The sequence below is a fragment of the Mesorhizobium sp. M1006 genome (genome assembly GCF_040318825.1).
In the GTDB taxonomy this organism is placed as follows: domain Bacteria; phylum Pseudomonadota; class Alphaproteobacteria; order Rhizobiales; family Rhizobiaceae; genus Mesorhizobium.
In genome coordinates, this window is record NZ_JAMYMZ010000052.1 from 13,509 (window position 1) to 32,815 (window position 19,307).

Consider the following 19,307-nt stretch of genomic DNA (forward strand, 5'->3'; position numbering starts at 1 on the left):
GGTTCAGGCGAAAGCCCTGCCCTCCTCGCTGCGCTGGAACATCGTCAGGTCCAGTCCGAGGCTTGGCTTGCCCAGAATGGTCAGGATCGCATGCGCCTGGCCGCGGTGGTGGGTCTGGTGGTTGAAGAAGTGGTCGAGCGCCGGCGCCAGCCGCTGCGAGACGGTGCGCATATCCGAGACGGTCATGTAGGAGAAGCGGCCCGACAGCGCCTTGTCGCTCAGGCCGTCGACCCAGTCGATGATCCGTTTGTCCTCGGCCTCGCGCGCCAGCCGCAAGCCTGGCAAGGCGCGGTGCAGGACCGTGTCGAGCCTTGCCGGCGCGTCGCCCTCGCCGGTGAAGCGTTTCATCCAGATACGGTCGGCTGCCAGGAGGTGGTTGAGCGTTCCCATCATAGAACCGAAGAAGACGCCGACATTGCGGTCGAACTCTTCCTCGTCGAGATCGGCGGCGGCATCGTAGATGCGGCCGTTGGCCCATTGATTGTAGGCCGCAAACATCCTGAAATGCTGTTTCATTCTTCTCTCGACCTGCGAGACCCTGTTTCGCGCGGGTCTGTTTCGGCCATAGTTAGACTGCAAGGACGCTGCCGCCAATGACCATTCTGCTCTACGACCTTGTCGGACGCGACGCCGCCCGCCCGTTCAGCCCACATTGCTGGAAGGCGGCGATGGCGCTGGCTCACAAAGGGCTCGACATCGCCAGCGTGCCGACCCGTTTTCTCGATGTGCCGAAGGTGGAAGGCGGCGTCTCGAAGCTCGTTCCGGTGATCCGCGACGGCGAGACGGTGGTGGCCGATTCCTTCGCCATCGCGCTCTATCTCGAGGAGACCTATCCCGAGCGGCCGACATTGTTTTCCGGCGACGGCGGCAAGGCAACGGCGCGCTTCATCGAACGCTGGTCGCAGCTGACCATCCATCCCTACGTCACCACCGCTGCGATACTGGACCTGCACGCCATGCAGGACGAGGCGAACGCCGCCTATTTCCGGCAGAACCGCGAGCAGCGCTTCGGCAAGCCCCTGGAGGCGGTTTACGCCACCCGCGACGCCGGGCTCGCCGGCTTCCGCGCCTCGCTGGAGCCGCTGCGCTCGATGCTTGGCTATCAGCCCTTCATCGGCGGCCCATCGCCGCTGTTTGCCGACTACATCGTTTTCGGCGCGCTGCAATGGGCGCGCATCGCCACGCCCTACCGGCTGCTCGACGACGGCGATGTCGTGGCGCAATGGTTCGAACGATGCCTCGATCTGCATGGCAGCCTCGGCCGCAACGTCGCGGCGGCAGCAATCTCCCCGCTCGAGAGTTGAAATCGGCAGTTTCATCGGCAACGCCACATTTTGTTCTTGATTTGTGCCGGCAGCTATGCTACTAATCTCGATATGGTGATGATTCGCACCGACGCCCCGCCCGGCTTGCCGAGGCGGGTTTTGTTTTGCCGATCGAGGTCCAACGGCGTTGCCGGCAGGGACGTCGTCCGGCCTTAGCTGAAAGTTGCCAGCCGGCGAAATGCGACAAGGCGGGTAGACGAAGTGTCGCTCGAAGCGCCTCATCAGCGCCTGGATCGAAGCAAACAAGACGAACATCCGGCGAACCGGGCAATCACAACAAAGGCAGCGCGCCATGATCGCAAACCCAGATTTCCCGGCCGATTTTCGCGCTGCGCTCGCCAACCTGTTCCTGTGGCGGCGCGACGTCAGGCGATTCAAGCCGACGCCGCTCCCCGATGGAGCGCTGGAGCGGCTGCTCGAGCTTGCCAGCGCCGCACCGTCCGTCGGGCTGAGCCAGCCCTGGCGCTTCGTCGTCGCCGAGAGCGAAGCATGCCGCGCAGCCGTCAGGGCCTGCTTCGAGCGCTGCAACGCGGAGGCACTCCAAAGCTTTTGCGGTGAACGCGCCGCCCTGTATTCGCGCCTGAAGCTTGCCGGCCTGAATGAGGCGCCCTGCCAGCTTGCGGTTTTCGCCGACCGCGCAACCGAGCAAGGGCATGGGCTCGGCCGCCTGACCATGCCAGCCACCATAGACTATTCGGCTGTCATGGCGGTCCACACGATGTGGCTGGCGGCGCGCGCCGAAGGAATAGGCATGGGCTGGGTCTCGATCCTCGATCCGGCCGAGATGGCGACGATCCTGGACGTGCCGCCGGAGTGGACACTGATCGGTTACTTCTGCATCGGCTACCCCAGCGAGAACCACAGCGTGCCGGAACTGGAGCGGGAAGGCTGGGAAACGCGGCGGCCGTCTATCGTGACAAGGCGGTAGTGGAATGGCGGCGCTGCCAGCCTCTTTGCGGGGAAGAATGACTCCTTCCCAGCAGGGCTGTGGATGTCATGGATGGTTTCGCCGATCATCAGCATTGCCAGCGAGACACCATGGCAAAGCCAGTCGTGACGGGCTTGACCTGAGGAAGGGCATAGAATGTTTCGCTACGACATGCAGGCCGAGATCTGGGTCTATCCGGGCAAGGGCGGCTGGCATTTCGTGACGCTGCCGCCGGAGCTTGGAGCCCGGATCAAGACGGCGATGGTGGGGATGGCAAGGCCCTGGGGCTCGCTTGGCGTGGAAGCCGTCATCGGCCAGACCAGATGGCGGACATCGCTGTTTCCCGACCAGAAATCCGGCAGCCTGCTCTTGCCGATCAAGACCGCGGTGCGGGTTCGCGAAGGCCTCGGGGCTGGCGACACGGCCAACCTGACGATCGAGATGCAGTTATGACGACGTAGTCTCAGGCTGACGACGACGCGCTATAGGGCGGCCAGTCGGTCGGCTCCAAAGTGGGTACCGGTTGTCGGAAAATCCGATGCTCAGCAAAAAGATGAGCGGCGGCATGGTTCGACTTGAAAGTCCGCTGCCCCAGCGCAGAAATGCGCGCTGCACCGGCCTCCCCTTGGCAAGCCGGCGGGCGGCTTGTATAGAGCCCGCCACCTTCAATTCCACTCTCCATCACAAGGACGATCCCATGGCGCTCGAACGCACTTTTTCCATGATCAAGCCGGACGCGACCCGTCGCAACCTCACCGGCGCTATCACCAAGATACTGGAAGATGCCGGCCTGCGCGTCGTCGCTTCGCGCCGGGTGTGGATGAGCCGCCGCGAGGCGGAAGGTTTCTATGCCGTCCACAAGGAGCGTCCGTTCTTCGGCGAGCTGGTCGAATCCATGTCGTCGGGCCCGACAGTCGTACAAGTACTGGAAGGCGAGAACGCCATTGCCAAGAACCGCGAAGTGATGGGCGCCACCAATCCGACAAGCGCCGCCGAAGGCACCATCCGCAAGCTGCACGCGCTGTCGATCGGCGAGAATTCCGTGCATGGTTCCGATGCGCCCGAAACCGCCGCGCAGGAGATCAAATACTGGTTCTCGGACACCGAGATCGTCGGCTGAGCCGGCATCCCGAACCCCATCAAGAAGGCCGGCACAAAGCCGGCCTTTTTTGCTAAAGCGCGTCGCGTTCGACCGGCCTCCTGCGACGGGCTTCAGGTTCTTGTCTTGATGCATGTCGTTATCGCAAAACCGCTGCACAGTTTTGCGCGACATGCAGTGGCGGACATTTTCAGCTTCAGGCTCCTCGACGGGTCACGGGTGCGTTAAGCTCGGAGGGGCGGATCAAACGCGGTCCCGACAATGGAGCCGACCAGGCCATGACCAGCACCATTCCCGGTTTCTTCCAAGGCACCGAAATGCCAACCGGCGGCTGGTGGGAAGCGCTGTGGCCCGAGCCCGCCAGCGTCCTGGCGGCGGTCGGCATGAAGCCCGGCACGGACGTGGTCGATCTCTGCTGCGGCGACGGCTGGTTCACGCTGCCAATCGCCAGGGTCGCCCGTCATGTAATCGCCATCGACATCGATGCCGATCTGCTCGAAGTCGCCAGGCGGCGGCTGGCCGAAGGCGGCGCGGGCAATTGCGAGTTTTTGGCGGGCGACGCCTATGAGCTTGCCGGGCTGGTGCCTCAAACCGTCGACTTCGTCCTTATCGCCAACGCTTTCCACGGCGTTCCGGATCGGCCGCGACTTGCCCGCGCCGTGCGCGCGACGCTTGGCCCTGCCGGTCGTTTTGCCATCGTCAACTGGCACCAGTATCCGCGCGAGCAAACCACGGTCCTGGGCGAGCCGCGCGGGCCAAAGACCGAGCTGAGGCTGTCACCCGAACAGACCACCGCGTCGGTGGAAGCGAGCGGGTTCAAGCTCGCCGAGCTGGTTGATGTGCCGCCCTATCACTATGGCGCGGTATTCAAACTCGCGACGAATTGAGAATATCGCATGAGATGCGGCATCGTCGCCCGATACATGTCGCCCGCCGCCCCCTAGCGGCGGGTTCTGCCGGTCTATTTCGCCTGGCGTTCCTTCACGTTCGCATGTTCATTCGCCGCTGGCGTGTCGGTAGACGGGGTCTTGGTCTCTTCACCTGAAAACGGGCTGCCCTGCCCCGGTGCGAGATCGCCGCTATGGCCGGCCTTGTTGGTCTGGAACGGTTGGCTGTCCGCTTTGAGACCGTGGTCAAGAGCATTGACGAGATGGTCGTCCGCCTTGGCAAGGCCGGTAAAGGCAAGGAGCGATGCACCGGTGGCGGCAAGGATAAGCGTGTGCGTTTTCATGTCTGGACTCCTTTGAGTTAAGGCCAGAACGAGCCGCAGCCATTCTGGCGGCTTCAACGAAGGGACAAACGTCCCTTTTGCCTTACCCGCCATTCATGAAGAACTAACGCGCCCCCTGCCCGGCCTATTCCCGCTGAAACACAACGTGATCGGCATGCGGCTGCCGCGCGGGCCAATCGGCGCGGACTAAGCGCTAGCTCGCGGCGTTGAAGCGCAGGATGTCGCGGCCGTCTCTGTCGGCGATGACAAGCTTGCCGGCGTCGACGTGGTAGGATGCTGCTTTGGCCAGCGCCTCGAACAGCGCCTTTTCCTCGGCCATGACCTGAGGCGCGCAGGCCTTGAAGGTCGAGCCGATGTCGCTGACAGCGATCGTCGAGCCGTTTATCCTGGCGGTGGCGAAATAGACGTTGCAAGGGCCGCTGCCGCCGGCCTTGCCGGCTTCGCTGATGCGGAATGTCGCCCGTGGCTCGGCAATCACGCCGATGCCGTCGATATATTCGACCAGCCAACTTTGGCCGAACACGGAGGCTGCCGTCGGCTCGTCGCCCGGCGCCGCCATTTTCAGCATGATGGTCTGTGGCGCGTCGCTGAGCGGGTCGACCTGGAGGCGCGTATCGGTGACGAATAGCAGCCGGTCATCGACAGTGATGCGCGCCTGCAGCGCGTAGGTCATATCAGGCCGGATCACCTGCGGATCGAAGCTGATCTCGAACTTGATCAGCACCTGGCCGGCCGGCACCACCTTGCGCTCACCGATGATTGCGGCCGGCGCGTCGGCCAGCGACACGTCGGCAAGCTGCACGGAAAGCACGGCATTGGGCGGCAGCGCGATGCGCTCGCGATACATCACCTCGCCCTTGAGGGTCTTTTCGGCAGCCGCGGAACGATCCGGGACGGCCAGGATGCCGACGGCCAGCGGCACCAGTCCGAAGATGAAGAACTCGGCGATCCTGTCCAGCATGATCCTGCTCCCCTTCCGGCGAAGGGTCTCGCAGGATTACGGTCAATGAATGGCCGGCAGGGTATGGGATGGCTGTCGCAGGGATTTATTTGGACGGCGGCTGCTTCCAGCGGCTCGCCGCCTTGTCGTCGGCATCCTTGGCATCGACCCAGCCGCCCTCGGAACCGTCGCTATGGTGTTCCTTTTTCCAGAACGGCGCCCGTGATTTCAAATAATCCATCAGGAAATTCGCGGCCTCGAACGCCGCCTGCCGGTGGGCGGAAGCGGACACCACCAGCACGATGTTTTCGCCCGGCGCGATCTTGCCGTGGCGATGGATGACGGTGAGCCCCTGCAGCGGCCAGCGCTCGATTGCCTCGCCGGCGATGCGGGATATCTCGGCTTCCGCCATGCCGGGATAATGTTCGAGCTCGAGCGCCGAGAGCCTGCCTTGCTCGTCGCGGCAAAGGCCGGAGAAGGTCACCACAGCGCCGATATCGTTGCGACCCCTGGTCAGCCTGGCGATCTCGGCGGCGACGTCGAAATCCTCCGCCTGGATGCGCACGACCGGCACCACCGCGGACATGGTTCAGCCACCGGTCATCGGCGGGAACAGCGCGATCTCGCGCGCGCCGGCGATCTTCTCGCGGTGCTCGACGTGTTCCTGGTTGATGGCGACGCGGATCACGTCAGGATATTGCAGCGCGTTCTCGTACTCCTCGCCGCGCGATTTCAGCCAGCGCAACAGGTCGGCGACCGTTTCGATGCCGGCCGGCAGTTCGACCTCTTCCTCCGGTCTGCCGATCCGCTCGCGCACCCAGGCGAAATAGATGAGCTTCGTCGACATTTTATTCATCCATGATGTGCTTGAGGCCGGCGCGGAAATAGTCGTAGCCGGTGTAGAGCGTCACCAGGGCTGCGATCCACAGCAGCACCAGCCCGGTCTGGGTGGTCAGCGGGAAGATCTTGTCGCCGGCGGGACCTGCAAGCAGGAAGGCGATGGCGATCATCTGGATGGTGGTCTTCCATTTGGCGAGCTGCGTCACCGGCACCGAGACCTTCAAGGCCGCCAGATATTCGCGCAGGCCCGAGACCAGGATCTCGCGGCACAGGATGATGATCGCCGCCCATAGCGACCAGCCGGCGATGCCGGCATGGCGGTCGGTGTCGGCGGCAAGCAGCAGCAGGCAAGTGGCGACCAGCAGCTTGTCGGCGATCGGGTCGAGCATCTTGCCGATGTTGGAGGTCTGCTGCCAGGCGCGCGCCAGATAGCCGTCGAAGTAATCGGTGATCGAGGCGAGCAGGAAAATGATGAGCGCCGACCAGCGGGCGAAGTCGCTCGATTTCAGATGCCCTTCCAGGAAGAAGCACAGCACCACCAGCGGCACCGCCAGGATGCGGGCGTAAGTGAGCATGTTGGGCAGGTTGAATGCGCGCTGGGACATGTTTTGGGAACTCTTTCTGCCTGCTTAGTCAAATCAGAAGCGAATGTGGGGGGTCAACAGGCCAGAATCGATTAGCCAGCCGAAATATCGGCAATAGGTCTTAGCTCTCGTGAAAATGATTGTAGACCAATTTCGCCACCTGCTCCGAAATGCCGTCGACCTTGACCAGGTCCTCGACGGCGGCACGGCTGACCGCCTTGGCCGTACCGAAATGCATCAGCAGCGCGCGCTTGCGGCCGGGGCCGATGCCGCTGATCTCGTCGAGCGGGCTCTTGACCATCTCCTTCTTGCGGCGGGCGCGGTGCGAACCGATGGCGAAGCGATGGACTTCGTCGCGCAGCCGCTGGACGAAATAGAGCACCGGATCGCGAACGGGCAGCGAGAATGGGGCCTTGCCCTTGACGAAGAAGCGTTCGCGGCCGGCATCGCGGTCCTGACCCTTGGCGATGCCGATGGCCACGACGCGGTCCTCGATGCCGAGATCGGCGAGAATCTTGCGCACCGCCGTCATCTGGCCCTGGCCGCCGTCGATGAGGATGACGTCGGGCCAGGCCGGGAAGCCGCCCGCGTCCTCGATATCGTCGCCCGGTGCGGTAGGGCTCGCCTCGTCCGCGCCCTTGGTTTGCGGGGCATCGCCATGTTCCTTCAACAGCCGCGAGAAGCGCCTCTGCATCACCTCGCGCATCATGCCGAAATCGTCGCCCGGCGTGATCTCGGTCGAGCGGATGTTGAACTTTCGATACTGGTTCTTCACAAAACCTTCCGGCCCGGCGACGACCATGGCGCCGACGGCGTTGGTGCCCATGATGTGCGAGTTGTCATAGACCTCGATGCGCACCGGCGGTTTTTCCAGGCCGAAGGTCTCGGCAAAGCCAGTGAGCAGCCGCGCCTGGGTCGAGGTTTCGGCGAGCCGCCGGCCGAGCGCTTCGCGCGCGTTCTGCAGCGCGTTGTCGGTCAGGTCCTTCTTCTCGCCGCGCTGCGGCACGGAGATCGACACCTTGCGGCCGGCGCGGGTGGAGAGGGCCTCCGCCAGCAATTCCTGGTCCTCGACGCCATGCGACAACAGGATGGTGCGTGGCGTCGGCTTGTCGTCGTAGAACTGCGCCAGGAACGATCCCAGCACCTCGCCGGCTTCGAGCGCCGGATCGGCCTTGGGAAAATAGGCGCGGTTGCCCCAGTTCTGGCCGGTGCGGAAGAAGAACACCTGGATGCAGACCTGGCCGCCCTCCTGATGGATGGCGAAGACATCGGCCTCGTCGACGGTCTGCGGATTGATGCCTTGATGGCTCTGCACATGCGACAGCGCCGCCAGCCGATCGCGATAGATGGCGGCGCGTTCGAAATCGAGGTTCTCCGAAGCCTGCTGCATGGCGGCGGAGATCTCCGTCTTCACCTTCTGGCTGCGGCCGGAGAGAAAATCCTTCGCCTCGGCGACAAGCCTTGCATAGTCGCCGTGCGAGATTTCGCCGGTGCACGGGCCGGCGCAGCGCTTGATCTGGAACAAAAGGCAAGGCCGGGTGCGGTTCTCGTAGAAGGAGTCGGTGCAGCTCCTGAGCAGGAAGGCGCGCTGCAGCGAGTTGATGGTACGGCCAACTGCGCCGGCCGAGGCGAAGGGGCCGAAATAGTCGCCCTTGCGCGAGCGCGCGCCGCGGTGCTTGTAAATACCGGGCGAGACATGGTCGCCGGTCAACAGGATATAGGGGAACGACTTGTCGTCGCGCATCAGCACGTTGAAGCGTGGCCGCAAGCGCTTGATGAGGTTGGCTTCAAGCAGCAGCGCTTCGATCTCGGTGCGGGTGACGACGAACTCCATCGTCGATGTCTCGCGCACCATGCGGCCGATACGGCTGGTGTGGAACCGGCCTTGCGCGTAGCTGGTGACCCGCTTCTTCAGGCTGCGTGCCTTGCCGACATAGAGCACGTCGCCGGCGGCATTCATCATGCGGTAGACGCCGGGCGCATTGGGCAGCCGCTTTACCAGCGTCTGGATCACCTCGGCGCCGACCATGCCGTCGGCGTCGCCGGCATGCGGGGTCCAGTCGATGGCGGTGAAGGTAACGTCCGGACCGCTGGCTGCAGGCTCGACGACCTCCTCGGCCGCCTCGTCCTCGAGGTCGATTTCGGGCGGCAGGTCGTCGGCGCCACCGCGCGTTTTTTGTTTCTGGTCCATGGGGCTCATTCCGTCATGCCTGTCACATCGGGCGTCTGCCATGCAAGATGCTGGCCGCCGTCAAGCGCGATCATCTGGCCGGTGACCGAGCGTGCCGCCCAGAGATAACGGATAGTGGCACCGAATTCCGGCAATTCCGGGCCGCGTTTCAGGATCAGCCCGGCAATCTGAGCATCGAAATCGCTGTCGTGCTGGCGCGTGTTCTTCAAGGTCGGGCCAGGACCAATGGCGTTGACACGGATGCGGGGACCCAGCGCCTGCGCCATCATCTCGGTCGCCGCCCACAACGTCGACTTCGACAGCGCATAGGAGAAATAACGCGGCGTCGGCCGCCAGACGCGCTGATCGATCATGTTGACGATCAGCCCCTCACTGTTCTGCGGCAAGGCCCGGGCGAAAGTCTGTGCCAACAGCGCCGGCGCCTTGACGTGCATGGCGAAATGGCGATCCCAGGCCGGCCAGTCGAAATCCTCAACGCTGTCGTGCTCGAACAGCGAGGCGTTGTTGACCAGCAGCGACACCGGCCCGAGCGCCGCCGCCGCGCGACCGACCAGGTTGCTGACGGCGTCCATCTCGGTCAGGTCGGCAGCAATCACTGCGGCCCGGCCATGTCGACCAAAATGACCACTGTTGATTTCGGCCGCCAGTGCCTCCGCCTCGGCCAGCGAGCGATTGCAGTGAATGGCGACGGCAAAACCATGCGCGGCAAGATCTTCGACGATCGCCCTGCCGATCCGTTTCGCACCGCCCGTCACCAGTGCCGTCGCGGCGACCTTGCTCATCTGTCAATCCTTAATCCGATGCCGATTCCGGCCTGCCGGGATCGCGCCGGCAAATTATGGCCCGCCAAGCGTTAAATCCCATTTCCACCTGGGGCAGGATTGTGGCAAAGTGCCCGGTGGGCGTTTTGGCTCGACCGGAATTCGGGCCAGCCCGCCCGCAATATAGGGCTCTGGAGCCCTTACACCAAGCCGTGTGCAGTGCAGCACGGCGAACCTGCTGACATTCGCTGTTGCGAAGATGCAACGTCAAGGTTCTGCCTCATTCGTGCCAGGGAATGACCCAAGTTCAGGTTCGCTTCAGCCGCATTTCGACACGACATTTGGAACCGTTGAACGCCGGATCCGTTTCATCCCCCGGACGGGTTGAGGGCGCTCATAAACAACAAGCCTGTGTCCTGTGGCTTAAGGAGTAAAGAACAATGCAAGCCAATCTTAAATTTGCGCGACCGCTCGCGGTGGCGTTTGGGCTGTTCGCCCTCGGCGGAACCGCCTATGCCGCGGACGTGGTTCAGGAAGAGCCGCCGGCACCTGCCCCGATCGCAGAACTTCCGGTCGCATCCTGGGCCGGTCCCTATGCCGGTGTGAGCGTCGGCTACGGCTTCGCTGGCCACGCCAAAGCCAAAGACATTGGCGTCGACGTCGACACCAAGGGTTTTGTCGGCGGCGTCTTCGGCGGCTATAACTGGCAGCAGGAGAACTTCGTCTACGGTGCCGAAGCCGATATCGGCTACAACGGCGTCAAGGGCGACGATGCCGGCATCGAGGCCAAGGGTGGCTTCGAGGGCTCGCTGCGTGCCCGCCTCGGCTACGCTGTCACCCCGGACATCCTGCTCTACGGCACCGCCGGTGGCGCGCTGAAGAACCAGAAGATTGAAGCTGCCGGCGTAAGCGACACCAACACGCAGTTTGGCTGGACAGCCGGCGTCGGTACCGACATCAAGATCACCGACAATGTGTTCGGCCGTGTCGAGTATCGTTACACGGACTTCGGCAGGAAGGACTTCGACGGTATCGGCAAGGTCAAGTCGACCGACAATCGCGTCACTTTCGGCGTCGGTATGAAGTTCTAAGTCGTCCAAGCCACGACACGAAAAAGCCGGGCCTCGCGCCCGGCTTTTTTTGTGGCACCGGTTGGGGCCGCCCGCCCTCAAGCCGGGATGGCGGGCTTCAGCTCCGGGAATTTCTCGTCGAAGCGTGCCGCCCAGCGCGTCAGCCGGCCGCGGCCCTTTTCCCATTTTCCAGCGAAGCGCAGCGAGAGATAGCCGAGGCAGGCGCGCAATGCGATCTGGCCGAGGGTGATTTTCTTCGGCAGCTTCGGCGGGTTTGCGTTGAGCAGATCGAGCGCGTCCGAAATCTTCGTCCACTGGCGCTCGAGCCAAGGCTGGTAGACCATCTCTTCCGGCCGTGTGCGCCGCTCGTAGACCATCGACAGCGCGCAGTCGCAGATGCCGTCGGCCAATGCCTCCAGCACCTCCGCCTCGAGGCGCTTGTCGGGATTGCGCGGAAACAATGCTTTCTTCGACATCCGGTTGAGATGCTGGGTGATGGCGCGGCTGTCATGGACCGAGCGGCCGTCGTCGAGCACCAGCACCGGGATCTTGCCGAGCGGATTGGCGCCGATCAGCGCGGCCGGTCTTTCCTCGGTCTTTATCGGCACGAGATCGACGGCGATGCCGGCATGAAGTGCTGCCATGCGCACCTTGGAACTGTAGGGAGAAGTAGACGCGTAGAGCAGTCTGGGCATTGTCGATTCCTGTTTGCCGGCTACAGCTCCATATGCCCCATTGGACGCGCAAAGGATGCGGTAGCATTGTGACTTCGTGCATGACCCTCACCGAAAATCGATTCCGACAGGGGCTCGTGCATGGGCACCGTTGACCGATCATGCAGGGTTCATCAACGGCCAGAGGCGGAAAACCGCGCCGCCAGCGTACAACCATTGTCTCGCGTTCGGATGCGATGAATCGGAGGTGCGTCGGCAGACGCGAGCGCGTCGGACAATCCAGATCCGAGCAACTACCAACTAGGCCTTGCACCGAAGGTTGGTTTTGGCAGCCACGAAAATCCCACCGGACTTCGCCGCACGGCGAAGTCCTGGGAGCTGCGAAAAGATGTCTTCCTCCCGCCTCTTTCTCGTCCTGCCCGACCGTCAGCCAGCAAGCGAGGCGCCTATTAGGCATCCCGCCATGGCTGTCTTGAGTACTGTCCCCGGCGATCGGAGAACGGCGACTACTTCTTGGCCTTCGCCTTTGCGGGCGCTGCCTTCGGCTTGGCCGCGGGCGCTGCTTTCTTCACTGCTGCGGAAGATTTCGCAGCGGCGGCCTTTGCCGGTGCTGCCTTCTTCGCAGCGGGCTTCGCCACGGCCTTTGCAGCCGGCTTCTTGGCCGGTGCAGCCTTGGCCGGTGCTGCTTTTGCCTTGGCAGGTGCTGCTTTCTTCACGGCCGGTTTTGCCGCGGCCTTGGCGGCCGGCTTTTTGGCCGGCGCTGCTTTTGCCTTAGGCGCAGCGGCCTTCGCTTTGGCCGCGGGTGCTGCTTTCTTCACAGCAGTTGCGGCCTTTGCCGCGGCTGCTTTTGCCGGTGCTTTCTTTGCCGGTGACTTTGCCGGTGCCTTGGATGCCGGCGCTTTGGATGACTGCTTAGCCATATCATGCCCCTTCCGTTGTGCCGACGGCCGTTATTGACCCGGCGCGCATTGCATATCTGACTCGCGGCTTGCTAGCCAGCGAAGCATTAGAATGATTTTTGCAGCTTAAGTTTCGGTTACGGCGAGCGCGCGACCATTTTACCCGCGCAAAAACCGGCTGCGAATCTTTGTGTCCCGCAGCGAAGTTCTGCGACAGAAATTCTGGTCGCTCTATCTCGACCGGTCTTCTCGTCAAGCTCAGGACCTTTTCGACCAGCTTTTGCGCTTCAACGTCCGACGCTCAGCGCGAACATTGTCAAGAACGAAGGCGGTCGCCCGCCTCGTCTTGTTCGAAAAGATAAACTACAGGTAAGTAGGAAGCAACGCGACGAGCACGCCGCTGCACTATCTTGCACGACGCGATGAAAGTAAGCAGATAGCTCGCATTTCTGAAGGACAGGATATCGCTCGATAGATCCGGTCGAGCCGACCTCGTGATCGAATGCGCTCGGCCGTTCAGGCGCCGAGCGGCTCACGGCTCATCTGCAGCCGGCGCGAAGGCTCGGCCCTGTGGAGATGGACGGCGAAGGTATCCCGTGGCGGCATGACCGAAATCTGCGCCAGGATGCGCCCCGCTTCACCGCGATGATAGCCGCCGTGCAGTACGACGTGGGTCAGCATTTCCTGTCGCGACATCAATGCCTTATCCCCGTCGGTGAACACGAATGCGACGGACTCGGACAGCTGCCGCGACGAAACGGTTTCGAGATAATCGAGATACCAGCGATCGGTCGCTGCGACCGCGGCGCGAAGTTCGTCGAACGCCGGCGTGTCCTCGGTGGTGTCGGCGGAGTAGCCATGGCTTGCGTCAACCAGGTGCGCCGAGAATATCCGCGACACCACATGGCTGTGATCGATGAGCCCTATCACGGCCTGCCGTTCCTTGCCGTGAACATGCGGGTCGAGACTCGCGAGCTTTTCCAGCAGTTCGTCATTGGCCCAGGCCTGATAGGCAAATAGGCTGCGAAGCAGAGCGAGCGCATTCATAGTCGGTGTCCTTTTCCGGAAATGCGAGTATGTTGTTTATATTTTCAGGAGAATGGGCGAACGTGTCTACTCGCATTGCAAAACCGCATCCGCGCATGCGCAAACAGCCGCGCCAGGCGCGTTCCAGGGCAACCGTCGAGGCGATCATCGAGGCGGCGGCTCATGTTCTGAGCGGGCTGGGGTGGGCCGGCTTCACCACCAACAAGGTTGCCGAGACAGCAGGTGTAAGCATCGGCACGCTCTACCAGTATTTTCCCGACAAGCTTTCCCTGCTCGCTGCCGTCCGGCGCCGTCACTTCGATCATGTGCTGTCGGTCATTCGCGATTCGGCGGAAGACCAAAAGCCGCTCAGGAAATTCGCGCAGGAGCTGGTGCGCGGCATGATCGCCGCGCACAGCATTCACCCGACACTACATCAGGTGCTGCTCGACGAGGCGCCGGGCGATCGCGGCTCCAGGGCCGCCCATGCTTCGTTCCAGGCACAATACCTCAATCACTATGCGACTGCTGTCGCCACTTATCGCAAACCAAGGAAAGGCGCCGACACGGAGGCAGTTGCGCGCGTGCTGTCGTCAGCGATCGAAGGTGTGATCCATAACGCGGCACGCCGGAACATGCTCGCCGCGCCGGAGCTGCAAAAGCAACTCGTCGAACTGATCTGCGCCTACCTATCGGGAGCAGGCCGCATCGGTCGATAGCGCATGGCACGGCGGAAGTCGCGATTTCTGTGTGTCGTTCAAACCCGGCTTATGAGGTGCGGCAAGGACGATGCCAACAATGCCGCACCTGATGCGGCCAAGAGTGTGAGGACGATCTTTCGAAAAGTCGCCTCGCTAACGCCGATGTAGAGTCTCGCGCCAAGGAGTGTCGGTATCAACATCGCCGGCGCGACGACGGCAAACATCGGCAGCATTTCGAGCTTGATCTTTCCGGCCGCAAGATAGGCAGCCATCGTCATGGAGAGGGTCACAAGGTTGAAATTCTGGATAACAATACGCTGCCGGTCCTTTTCCCATTGGCGCAGCACGCACCACAGCGTTGGAACCGGGCCGGTGAAGCCGCCAAGTCCACCCATGATGCCGCCGACCAGACCTATTGCGCCGTCTGCAACAGGACCTCCGACCGTGATGGGAGGGAGGCGACGGGCAAAGAGCATCAAGGGACACCAAACGACCAGCAGCGCTCCGAAGACCAGCTTGAACAACTGTACATCCAGTAAGGGCAGGATGGCGACACCGACCGGAATCCCGGTGATCCCGCCGACCAGGAAGGGCAGCAGAAGCCTGAGGTCGAAGCCCCGGCGGACGGTGACGGCGGCGATGATCTGGCCGGTGAGCGCCCCAAAGACCGCCATGGCGGCTGCAAGCTGGGGCTCCACGGTCCAAACCCAAATCGACATGGCAACCAGGCTGAAAGCGAACCCGGAAAGCCCCTGGACGAAGCCTGCAACGACCGCGCCGAGAGCAACAGTATAAACAAGCGAATCCATTGGTGCTGTTTCCCCGCAAAATGATCGATGTGGTCGGTTGGCGTTGACATGCATGGAAGTCTCCGATTTTCGCAACCTCGTCCGACCTTGGACCCTCAACACCAGAGAGGTATGAATGTGCACCTTGCCGAGCTTGGCATTTGTCACATGGTTTTCGGCTGATCCCAGATCGGCCGCGGCTTTCTACGCGAATTTCGGAATTGTCTTCAGGCAAGAGCAGCATGGCTCCGGTCCGATACATTTCGCGTTCCAAGGTGAAGGGCTTGCGATCGAACTCTATCCGGCAGAAGCAACGACGCCGGAAGGAGCGGGAACGATGATCGGCTTCGAAGTCGCCAACGCAGATGAAGCTGCTTCTGCCGCCAAGGCCAACGGCTTTGGAATCATTGCGGACGTCAAGGCGACGGCTATGGGCAGACGTGTGATCGTCCGTGATCCTGATGGCCGTCAGGTGTTCCTTTTCTCGACCACCTAAGTGACGCAACAATCCGTCGGGATCGGAAGGCGCTGGTCAGCGCAGGACGCGGCACCGGCCGTTGTAGATCATCCAGCGGTCGAAGCCCGAGACGCAGAATTCGACATTGTCGCCGATCGAGGCAAAGCCCTGGCCCTCCTCGATCAGGTACCAGATAGTGCGAGCGCCGCCGTCGGAGAGGCTGACGGTGGCGCCGCAATAACGGCGGCCGATCGGCCAGGTGTCGTCGGCCGGCAGATAGCGATGCTGGTGGATGCGCTGGAAGTCGACGATCTGCACATCCGGCAGATGCGGCACGTGATGCACCTGATAGGAGAAGCGGTCGGTGATCTTGTTCAGCACCCAGGCCTCGCCGCAGACGCCGCTATCCTCGTCGGTATAGATTGCAAGGTCGGCCGCCTGGACTGCCTGGGTGACGCCAAGAGGCGCGGCCAGCGGCGTGCAAAAGGCGAGCAGTGCGGCAAGGGCGGATTGGGCGAAGCGAGTCATGGCAGCCTCTCAAGGTCGACTGCGCGCACTGTGCGGATTCGCTGACGCGCGGTCAAGCGGTTGTAGCGACCGTGGTTGTGGTGACGATGGTTGCGCTGACGGAACGGCAGGGCCACGCCTCAAACTACTCTCCCGCCAGCCAATCCAGCGTCCAGTGCGACGGCTGCTCAAGTGCAAGCAGCCGGTGCAGCGCCGGCAGCAGCGTCCGTAACTCACCCTCCAGCGTGAAGGGCGGATTGACCACCACCATGCCGCAGCCGTCGAGGCTCGGCTCGACGGCGTCCGGCCTGATCTCAAAACCGATGTCGAGCAGCCTGGGAATGCCTGTCTGCTTCAGCGCCTTGCGGAAGGCGGCGACCGCCCTGCGGTCCTTGAGCGGATACCACAGCGCGTAAATCCCTCCTGGCCAGCGCCGATGGGCTCTTTGCAGCCCGTCGACCAAGCGACCGAATTCGCCCTCTTCCTCGAAAGGCGGATCGATGAGGACGAGGCCGCGCTTTTCCTTTGGCGGCAGATGCGCGCCGAGCGCCAGCCAGCCGTCGAGCTCGATCACCCGCGTCTGGAAGTCGCCGTCGAACAGCGACTTCAGCCTGGCAACATCCTTAGGGTGCAGCTCGACCGCCGACAGCCGGTCCTGCTTGCGCATCAGGTGCCGGGCGATCAGCGGCGAACCCGGGTATTTTTTCATGCCGCCGTCCGGATTGAGCGAGCGGACGGCTTCAAGATACGGCGCCAGCAGTGCTGCCGCCGGCGCATCGAGGGCCGCATCGACGAGCCGGCCGATGCCGCCTTGCCATTCGCCGGTCTTTTGCGCTTCGGTCGAGGACAGATCGTAACGGCCGATCCCGGCATGGGTGTCGATGACCCGAAACGCCTTGTCCTTCTGTTTCAGATATTCGATCAGCCGGCTGAGCACGACATGCTTGACGACGTCGGCGAAGTTCCCGGCATGGTAGGCATGGCGATAGTTCAATTGGAGCCCCTGCCCCAGCGCGGCGGTGGCGGCTGCGAGTTCGGATTTTCCGGCCGGCGGCCGCCGAAACGGAATGCCAGCACCAGCCCGACCAGGCCCGCCGCCATCAGGGAAAAACCAACCGGGCGCGCCCGGCGGTCGACCTCGCCGGCCCCCGAGCGCAGGACGAGATCGACGGCCCGCATCGGAATGCCTTCGGCGTCGCCCGGACCGACGGTGAAGATGTAGGAACCAGGGGTAACGGTCGGGATCAGGCCAGCCTCGTCGCGAAAGATCCTGTCCGGCAGTTGCGGGCTGACCTGGCGCGGATTGTCGGAATGGTTGAACTGCAGCGTCGAGGCGAGCACCGTCCTGCCGCCGGTGGCGGCAGTGAGGGTCAACACAGTGCGCTGCTGCGAGACGATGCGCTCGGCTCTTGCCGTAAGGTCGACCAGCAGGCGTAGCGGCCCGTCGCGTGCGCTCAGGGGCACGGTCACCGGCTTGAACCGGCCCTGGTCGTAAACTCGCCAGGTGCCGATCTCACGGCCGGAGAAATTGGTCATCGCCCAGGGATAGACGACGCCGATGCCGGTACCGATGAGCAGTATCAGGGCGAACAGGGAGCGCATGACATCAAGACCCGGTGTTCGGCGCGCTGGCGCGGTCGCGGGCGTTCTCCATTTCGTCCAGGAGCATGTCAAGGCCAAGATCAAACGTCCGGTCGAATTCGGCGGTGCCGAAATAACGCCCGGCCGCAGCTACTTTTGGAAAATCCTGCGCCAGTTGCTCGTCGCTGACGATGGTCACGGCCGAAGGCCCCTTTGCATAGCCGGCAGTCTCGTCGAGGATGGCACCCATCAGATAATAGCCGGTGGTGCGGAACAGCCGCGCACCCAGTTCCGGTCCGAAGCCGCCGGCCTCGAACAGGCCAAGGATGCCGTTCAGCCAAGTGAGACAGGTCGGCGAATTCATCCGGTAGGTTACAAGGAACGTGGCAAAGGCCGGGTGCTCACGCGCGACGCGGCGGAAATCCTGCACGGCAATGCGTAACCTTTGTCGCCAAGGGAGGTCCGCGTCGGGCATTTCGAGGGAGCCGATCAGCCGATCCACCAAGGCTTCGAAGAGATGCGCCACCGAAGGAAAGTGGTGATAGATGCTCATGGCTTCGCAGCCGAGTTCTGCCGCCAGCTTGCGCATCGAAAACCCGGCGAGGCCCTCGCTCTCGATCACCTTCAAAGCGGCATTCTCGATCATCTCGCGAGACAGCCGGCCGCGCGGTCGCTTTTTTTTGATCGATGTGTCCATGGTGCCGCTTGACAACTTACGCTGTAAGGTTCATTTTCGACGTTACCTTACACCGTAAGGCCAACAAACGCCAGAGGAGAATGTCATGTCTGCCTATCGTACTCTTTCATCAACGCATTCTTCCATCCGCCGCGCCTTCCTGCTCGCCGCCACCTGTGTGCTGACCCTGGCTGCAGCTCCTTCTTATGCCGATGAGTATGACGCGACCGTCAAGGACATCCAGTCGACCATGGGCGGGGTGCCCGGTTTCGTAAAGCAGTTCCCGAAAGCCGGTCTGCCCGGTGCATGGGCCGAGGTCAAGGCCATCCAGCTCAGCGACAAGACGGCGCTGCCGCCCAAGGTCAAGTCGCTGATCTCGCTGGCGGTGGCGGCGCAAATCCCGTGCAACTACTGTATCTGGTCGGACACGCAGGACGCCAAGCGCGCCGGCGCCACCGACGAGGAGATCCAGGAGGCGGTCGCCGTTTCAGCGCTGACCCGCCATTGGAGCACCATCTTCAACGGCATGCAGGTCGATTTCGATACGTTCAGGAAGGAGATGGGCGGGCAGTAATGCTTTCGTTATTAGAGCGGGACGCGTTCAGACTGAATTAGCCTTCCCGCTTCGACTGTTTTGTGTGATCCGCCAGCACCTCATCGATGACCCGCCACGATTTTTCCGCCTCGCGCTGGTTGCCGTCATGTCCCGAAGCGACGATCAGCGCCTTCCACAACGCCCAGCCCCGTGCGCGCGCCCAGCTGTGCTCGTCAAGGGCAATGGCGTCGCGGAACGCCTGACGGCTCTCGCCGTAAAATTCCGTCCACGCGATCACCAGATCACAGGCAGGATCGCCGATAGCCGAACTACCGAAATCGACGACCGCGTAGAGCTTGCCATCTTCGACGAGCAGATTGCCCGAGGCGACGTCGCCATGGACCCAGACCGGCGGGCCCTGCCAAAGCCAGGGAAAGGCCCTAACCCACCCGGCCTCGGCCGCGGGCGTTTAGTATCGGGCCCCCCGCGCCCCG

Annotated in this window: 25 protein-coding genes and 1 pseudogene; 9 read left to right on the forward strand and 17 right to left on the reverse strand. The window is 62.8% G+C overall.

Features of this window, described 5'->3' with window-relative positions; all coding sequences use genetic code 11:
- Positions 1–3 precede the first annotated feature (3 nt).
- The gene (locus tag NKH60_RS29505) at positions 4–516 is read right to left on the reverse strand and encodes a DinB family protein (protein WP_352472607.1); all 513 of its coding nucleotides are present in this window, start codon (positions 514–516) and stop codon (positions 4–6) included.
- Between the two features lie 77 nt (positions 517–593).
- On the opposite strand from NKH60_RS29505, the gene NKH60_RS29510 reads away from it, so the two are divergent.
- The 5 genes from NKH60_RS29510 (at position 594) to NKH60_RS29530 (ending at position 4,239) form a co-directional block, all read left to right on the forward strand.
- Positions 594–1,304, forward strand: a complete 711-nt coding sequence (locus tag NKH60_RS29510) for a glutathione S-transferase family protein (RefSeq protein ID WP_352874343.1) — start codon at positions 594–596, stop codon at positions 1,302–1,304.
- A 313-nt stretch (positions 1,305–1,617) separates the two neighbouring features.
- On the forward strand, positions 1,618–2,253 hold the full coding sequence (gene bluB, locus NKH60_RS29515) for a 5,6-dimethylbenzimidazole synthase (protein ID WP_352783922.1): 636 nt from the start codon (positions 1,618–1,620) through the stop codon (positions 2,251–2,253).
- 156 nt (positions 2,254–2,409) lie between these two features.
- Entirely contained in the window at positions 2,410–2,706 is a 297-nt protein-coding gene (locus tag NKH60_RS29520) for a DUF1905 domain-containing protein (protein ID WP_352617688.1), read from the forward strand.
- 244 nt (positions 2,707–2,950) lie between these two features.
- The gene (ndk, locus tag NKH60_RS29525; RefSeq protein ID WP_352820224.1) at positions 2,951–3,373 is read left to right on the forward strand and encodes a nucleoside-diphosphate kinase; all 423 of its coding nucleotides are present in this window, start codon (positions 2,951–2,953) and stop codon (positions 3,371–3,373) included.
- 257 nt (positions 3,374–3,630) lie between these two features.
- Entirely contained in the window at positions 3,631–4,239 is a 609-nt protein-coding gene (locus NKH60_RS29530) for a class I SAM-dependent methyltransferase (RefSeq protein WP_352874345.1), read from the forward strand.
- A 74-nt stretch (positions 4,240–4,313) separates the two neighbouring features.
- Here NKH60_RS29530 and NKH60_RS29535 read toward each other — a convergent pair whose 3' ends face one another.
- The 7 genes from NKH60_RS29535 to NKH60_RS29565 form a co-directional block, all read right to left on the reverse strand.
- Positions 4,314–4,583, reverse strand: coding sequence for a hypothetical protein (locus NKH60_RS29535; RefSeq protein WP_352667151.1), 270 nt, complete (start codon positions 4,581–4,583; stop codon positions 4,314–4,316).
- Positions 4,584–4,776: 193 nt separating this feature from the next.
- Positions 4,777–5,544, reverse strand: coding sequence for a YbaY family lipoprotein (locus tag NKH60_RS29540; RefSeq protein WP_352874347.1), 768 nt, complete (start codon positions 5,542–5,544; stop codon positions 4,777–4,779).
- A gap of 85 nt (positions 5,545–5,629) precedes the next feature.
- The gene (locus NKH60_RS29545) at positions 5,630–6,109 is read right to left on the reverse strand and encodes a molybdenum cofactor biosynthesis protein MoaE (protein WP_352874348.1); all 480 of its coding nucleotides are present in this window, start codon (positions 6,107–6,109) and stop codon (positions 5,630–5,632) included.
- Positions 6,110–6,112: 3 nt separating this feature from the next.
- A complete protein-coding gene (gene moaD / locus NKH60_RS29550; RefSeq protein ID WP_023677674.1) occupies positions 6,113–6,370 on the reverse strand; it encodes a molybdopterin converting factor subunit 1 in 258 nt (85 codons plus the stop codon).
- 1 nt (position 6,371) lies between these two features.
- Positions 6,372–6,968 carry a CDP-diacylglycerol--glycerol-3-phosphate 3-phosphatidyltransferase gene (gene pgsA / locus NKH60_RS29555; RefSeq protein ID WP_023719790.1) on the reverse strand — a complete coding sequence of 199 codons (597 nt, stop codon included), beginning with the start codon at positions 6,966–6,968 and terminating at the stop codon, positions 6,372–6,374.
- Between the two features lie 100 nt (positions 6,969–7,068).
- On the reverse strand, positions 7,069–9,147 hold the full coding sequence (gene uvrC / locus NKH60_RS29560; protein WP_352817566.1) for an excinuclease ABC subunit UvrC: 2,079 nt from the start codon (positions 9,145–9,147) through the stop codon (positions 7,069–7,071).
- Positions 9,144–9,920, reverse strand: coding sequence for an SDR family oxidoreductase (locus NKH60_RS29565; protein ID WP_352472599.1), 777 nt, complete (start codon positions 9,918–9,920; stop codon positions 9,144–9,146). The genes uvrC and NKH60_RS29565 overlap by 4 nt, the downstream gene beginning before the upstream one ends.
- Positions 9,921–10,339: 419 nt before the next feature.
- Between NKH60_RS29565 and NKH60_RS29570 the strand changes: the two genes are divergently transcribed.
- Positions 10,340–10,990 (forward strand): outer membrane protein, encoded by a 651-nt coding sequence (locus tag NKH60_RS29570; protein ID WP_292662341.1) that lies wholly within the window; start codon positions 10,340–10,342, stop codon positions 10,988–10,990.
- Between the two features lie 77 nt (positions 10,991–11,067).
- Here NKH60_RS29570 and NKH60_RS29575 read toward each other — a convergent pair whose 3' ends face one another.
- From NKH60_RS29575 to NKH60_RS29585, 3 genes are all read right to left on the reverse strand, one after another.
- The gene (locus NKH60_RS29575; protein ID WP_352874350.1) at positions 11,068–11,664 is read right to left on the reverse strand and encodes a glutathione S-transferase family protein; all 597 of its coding nucleotides are present in this window, start codon (positions 11,662–11,664) and stop codon (positions 11,068–11,070) included.
- Between the two features lie 485 nt (positions 11,665–12,149).
- A complete protein-coding gene (locus NKH60_RS29580; protein ID WP_352874351.1) occupies positions 12,150–12,563 on the reverse strand; it encodes a hypothetical protein in 414 nt (137 codons plus the stop codon).
- Positions 12,564–13,058: 495 nt separating this feature from the next.
- Positions 13,059–13,589 carry a DinB family protein gene (locus NKH60_RS29585; protein WP_352874353.1) on the reverse strand — a complete coding sequence of 177 codons (531 nt, stop codon included), beginning with the start codon at positions 13,587–13,589 and terminating at the stop codon, positions 13,059–13,061.
- Positions 13,590–13,651: 62 nt separating this feature from the next.
- On the opposite strand from NKH60_RS29585, the gene NKH60_RS29590 reads away from it, so the two are divergent.
- Complete coding sequence (locus NKH60_RS29590) at positions 13,652–14,287, forward strand: TetR/AcrR family transcriptional regulator (RefSeq protein ID WP_352501863.1); 636 nt, start codon at positions 13,652–13,654, stop codon at positions 14,285–14,287.
- A gap of 38 nt (positions 14,288–14,325) precedes the next feature.
- Here the strand turns inward: NKH60_RS29590 and NKH60_RS29595 are convergent, their stop codons facing one another.
- The gene (locus tag NKH60_RS29595; RefSeq protein WP_352874363.1) at positions 14,326–15,078 is read right to left on the reverse strand and encodes a sulfite exporter TauE/SafE family protein; all 753 of its coding nucleotides are present in this window, start codon (positions 15,076–15,078) and stop codon (positions 14,326–14,328) included.
- A gap of 115 nt (positions 15,079–15,193) precedes the next feature.
- Here NKH60_RS29595 and NKH60_RS29600 point away from each other — a divergent pair, with 115 nt between their 5' ends.
- Positions 15,194–15,553, forward strand: a complete 360-nt coding sequence (locus NKH60_RS29600; RefSeq protein ID WP_352874355.1) for a VOC family protein — start codon at positions 15,194–15,196, stop codon at positions 15,551–15,553.
- A gap of 36 nt (positions 15,554–15,589) precedes the next feature.
- On the opposite strand, the gene NKH60_RS29605 is transcribed toward NKH60_RS29600, so the two are convergent.
- From NKH60_RS29605 to NKH60_RS29620, 4 genes are all read right to left on the reverse strand, one after another.
- Positions 15,590–16,042: a hypothetical protein gene (locus NKH60_RS29605; protein ID WP_352874357.1), complete on the reverse strand. Its 453-nt coding sequence runs from the start codon at positions 16,040–16,042 to the stop codon at positions 15,590–15,592.
- Positions 16,043–16,166: 124 nt separating this feature from the next.
- Positions 16,167–17,015 (reverse strand): 23S rRNA (adenine(2030)-N(6))-methyltransferase RlmJ, encoded by an 849-nt coding sequence (locus tag NKH60_RS29610; RefSeq protein ID WP_352874359.1) that lies wholly within the window; start codon positions 17,013–17,015, stop codon positions 16,167–16,169.
- Positions 17,012–17,623, reverse strand: a complete 612-nt coding sequence (locus NKH60_RS29615) for a hypothetical protein (RefSeq protein ID WP_352472592.1) — start codon at positions 17,621–17,623, stop codon at positions 17,012–17,014. Before NKH60_RS29615 ends, NKH60_RS29610 begins: the two co-directional genes overlap by 4 nt.
- Positions 17,624–17,627: 4 nt before the next feature.
- The gene (locus tag NKH60_RS29620; RefSeq protein ID WP_352874361.1) at positions 17,628–18,299 is read right to left on the reverse strand and encodes a TetR/AcrR family transcriptional regulator; all 672 of its coding nucleotides are present in this window, start codon (positions 18,297–18,299) and stop codon (positions 17,628–17,630) included.
- 85 nt (positions 18,300–18,384) lie between these two features.
- Here NKH60_RS29620 and NKH60_RS29625 point away from each other — a divergent pair, with 85 nt between their 5' ends.
- Complete coding sequence (locus NKH60_RS29625) at positions 18,385–18,852, forward strand: carboxymuconolactone decarboxylase family protein (protein WP_352617651.1); 468 nt, start codon at positions 18,385–18,387, stop codon at positions 18,850–18,852.
- Positions 18,853–18,889: 37 nt separating this feature from the next.
- Here the strand turns inward: NKH60_RS29625 and NKH60_RS29630 are convergent.
- A pseudogene (locus NKH60_RS29630) lies at positions 18,890–19,276 on the reverse strand (phosphotransferase); the annotation flags it as partial.
- Positions 19,277–19,307: the final 31 nt, after the last annotated feature.